This is a genomic window from uncultured Abyssibacter sp., assembly GCF_964000955.1.
Lineage (GTDB): Bacteria > Pseudomonadota > Gammaproteobacteria > Nevskiales > OUC007 > Abyssibacter.
Genome location: NZ_CAXFCL010000348.1, coordinates 1 through 4070, shown reverse-complemented (window position 1 = coordinate 4070; position 4070 = coordinate 1). Strand labels below are relative to the sequence as shown.

Annotated in this window: 1 protein-coding gene; it reads left to right on the top strand. The window is 67.7% G+C overall.

What is annotated here, in order from left to right; genetic code table 11:
- Positions 1-4021 (top strand): hypothetical protein (locus tag ABNS06_RS17005; protein ID WP_348675801.1); only part of this gene is annotated, 4021 nt, incomplete at its 5' end.
- Positions 4022-4070: the final 49 nt, after the last annotated feature.

Here is a 4070-nt window from a genome sequence, read left to right as displayed (position 1 = left end):
CATGGGGGCGGGGTCGGACCTGGCGTTCACGCGGCCAGATGATCTGCCCTCCGGCGCGGATGCCACGCTGGCGCTGCCGGGCTATCGCTTTGATGGCGAGACGGCGTTGGTCGCCGCGCTGCCGGGGCATGTGGAGCGTGGTGTGTCCGCCGATGTGACGCTGCATCCGCTGGGAAGCCGCGCCGCGCTGCGCGGCAACCACGCGCCGGTGGGGCTTAGCGTCGGTCCGGAAATCTATGCCAACAGCCTGGGCCAGCCGGATCTGGGCCGTGGTCAGGATCTGGCCGGCGATCCGCTTGAGATCGGAGCGGTGGGTGCGCGCGCGTCGCTGGCTTCGCAGATCGCCACCAAGTACGTCGTGCGCCCCGGTGGCGTGACCGGTGTGTTCAATATCGATCCGGCGGCGCTGGCGCAGCCGGTGGCGTTTTCCGGTTACGACCTGCGGTTCAGCCGCTTCGCGATCCGCGCCGTCGACAACGCGGTGGACCCGTTCAACTGGGTCGACGGCGCGTTTGATTTGCCCGGCGATGCCGAGCTGAGCGATCTGGCCTTCGAGAACCTCCAGATCGACTGCGCCGCGCGGCTGGGGCAGGGGCGGCTGGTGCGCGAGCAATGCGATGCGGCGGACAACAACGGCAACGGGCTGATCGACGAGAACTGCCCGGCGATGCTCAAGACCTGGAGCCTGCCGACCGAGGTGTCCAGCCTGCGCTTCACCGGCCCGGACGGCGAGGGTGATGCCTTCTGTGACGACACGCCGCAGCGGCTGGCGCTGGATCAGAGCGTGGCGCCGCTGGCGCTGGACCGGCCGCTGGCGATGACCATTGGCTGGTCGCCGGACGGCCATGTTGCGTTCCAGCAGACGCGCGGCCTGGGTGAATTCCGCTTTGAGGAAGCCCAGGACGATGCGGGCGCCGCACCCGGTTTCGGCGTGGCGATCGATGGCGCCGCGCTGGACTGCGTCGACGGCAACGCCCAGGACGACCTGCTGATCTGCCAGACCATCGGCAACGATCGTTACGGCTGGGTGCAGGGCGAGACTACCGTGGCGCTGCCGTTCTGGCAGGCGATCACCGCCGATTACCGTCTCGCCAACGTGATTGATCTGGCGCAGCCGGGTTCGCCGGCCGTGGCGGACAGCTCCGTGCTGTTGCCGCCCGGGCGTCTGGCACAGGTCGATACCGCACGCACCAACACCCAGGTGATGGCGGGCGTGGCGGAGCGCTCCGATGACCAGTTCCAGGTGCGTTACGAATGGGGCGGTACCGGGTTCGGTTTCCAGCTTCCGGCTTATTACAGCCCGGCGCTGGCCAACGAGACGCGAATCCCCAGCCTGATCGGCGTGCGTCGGTCGGCCGACCTGATCGTGCTGGAGGCGGGTGCCGGCATCAATTTCGTCGAGCCGATCCGCACCAAGTTCTCCTTCGGCGCCAGCGCGGATATCCAGGCGCTCACCGAATTCGAATTCCAGATCAACCTTCAGGATGGCGACAGCCTGCGCAAGGTCGACGAGTTGCTGGTCGACGCCGGGATTCTCGATTCGCCGGTGATTTCGCCGGTGCTGGACGAAGTCAGCGACAAGCTGAACCTGTTCAACCGCTTCGCCGGTCGCGGCTTGGACTATGCGATCGAGGAAGCGCTGGTGCTGGCGCTGGAACGCAGCGGTGCCGCGGCGGCGGACATCTCCCCGCTGCGGGAGGACCCGCTGGTCACCGTGTCGCGCGGTCTGAGTCAGGTCGAAACCCTGCCCGAGCAGGTGCTGGGTCAGTTGCGGACACGGATCACGAGTCCCATCGAGGATCAGCTCGCGCAGGTGGAGCAGGCGGTGCGCGCACCGTTCCTGCAACTGCGCCAGCAGATCGAATCGCAGCCCGCGGGCACGCCGGTGGGCTCCGATGTCGCCGACCGGCTGGACGACACGGCGATGCGCCTGCGCTCCGTGCAGGGTCGCATTGATGGCGTCTCCAACCTGATCGATGACGCGCTGGACGAGGCGCGCTCCATCCTGGGCGAGGCCGACGATGCCATCGCTCGGGTGCAGAGCAGCCTGGCCCAGGTCAGGCTGGGGCTGCGGCAGGCCACCACCGTGTTCGCGGAGTTCTGTGGCACGCCGGGTTCGGTGGCCGGCGAGGCCAGCGGCTATCTGAGCGAGCTGTTCGACAACATCGATTCGATCCGGACCCTGCTCAACGTGGTCCAGGGCACCGAGGTGCTGGTGCCGCTGATCGAGATCGCGGCCGATGATCCCGAGGTGGCCCAGGCGCTGCGCGACGGCCAGGCCGGTTTGCAGAACGCGGCGGAATCGCTGCTGACGCGGGTGGCCATCGCCGAGATGCGGCTGCGCACGGCGGTGTGCCCGGATGGCGCCACGCAGGACAGCCGCACCACCGAAATCCTGATGCAGGCCGAGGCGCTGCTGGACGATCTGCTGGCGCATACGGCGGATATCGATGTCGCGCTGGCGCAGATCGATCAGCAGGTGGCCGGGCTGGCGTCGCTGAAACAGCGCATCGAATCCGAGGTGACCGAACCCTTCGACATCGTCGCCTCGACGCTGGAATCGATCGCGGAGCAGATCCGTGTCTCCGCGACACCACCGGCCGGTGAGGACGTGCTCGCGCTGCTGAACACGCTGGTGGCGGATGCCGCCGCGCAGATCGGGTTCCCGACGGTGAATGTCGCGGTCGCCGACCCGAACAATGGCAGCGAGGTCGATTTGCTGCGCGTGGCGTCCGAGCGCGTGCTGGACGAGGTGGATGTTCGCCTCGATGCCGTCGAGATGGACATTCGCGACGAGCTCGACGCGCGACTGCCGACCGCGTCGTACACGCCGGATCAGTTGCGTCGCACGCTGGTGCAGTTGCTGATGGACACAGCCCCGATCCAGGCGCTGCGCGAGGAGGCGGATGCCCAGCTCAAGGAGCTGCAATACCGGGTCAACAGCCTGGTCGCGGATCTGACCGATCAGGTGAACATGACCGTGCGCGCCGCGCTGGCCCGTGTGGAAAGCGAGGTGAACGGCCTGCTCGACACCGCCACCGCGCCGCTGAAGAAGATTCCGCTGCAATCGGCGGGTCTGGACGGCTTCGCGGTGATCGCGGGTGACGAGCTGGAGCGCGTTCACGTCGGCGCCGAGTGGACCATGTCGCCCAGCTCGGAAGGCCAGGACGCCAACACCTTCGGCGCGGCGCTGGACGCGGTGAGCTGGTCCGCCAGCAACAAGACGGCGGGTTGCAGCATTCCGGACGGCCAGAGCCGCCTGGACGTGACGCTGTCCGCCTTCAACCTGCCGGCGGCGTTCGGGCCTTCCAAGATCACGATGAAGAAGGTCTACATGGGCTTCACGCTGGATCAGGCCGCCGACGGCTTCGCGCCCAAGGGCGTGTTCGGCGGCTTGCAGACCAAGGGTGACATCGGCTTCTCCGAGTTCACCGTCTACGACCCGGCCTTCGCCGCCGGCATTGGCGACCGCGAGACCTATCTGGGCGCCTCCGCTGGCGTGCTGTTCAGCACCATCAATGCCGAGGCGGCGTTCCTGGTCGGGCGCACCTGCAACCAGGACATTCTCAACGAGCTGGACCCGCGGGTGGCCGAGTTCATCCCGATTCCGGAATCCGGCTTCGCCGGTGCCTACATGCGTGGTTCCGCCAGCATCCCGGTGTACTCCAACGGTTGCCCGCTCACCGTGGGCGTGGCCGCGGACTTCGGCGCCTGGGTGCTGGCCGGCCCGCCGCTGACCCTGGGGGGACTGGTGGGTGGCGGTGCCTTTGGCAAGGTCGGCTGCGTGGGCGCGCTGCGCGGGCAGCTCCGCGCCTTCGGCACCGTGAACACCGACGGCGACATGTTGTTCGCCGGCGAGGGATTCGGGGTGGCCGGCGCCGGACTTTGCGAGCCGGCTGGCTGGACCTCGCGTGAACGCAGCCGCGAGGACTCCTTTTGCGGGACCGTCGACGCCGGATTCCTCGGCCAGTACGACGGCAGTTGGTCGCTGCTTGATCTCAGCGTCAAAGCCTTGTTCTGAGGGGACGCGACATGAGGAAAACCATGACTTTGTTTCGTGTCCTGTCGCT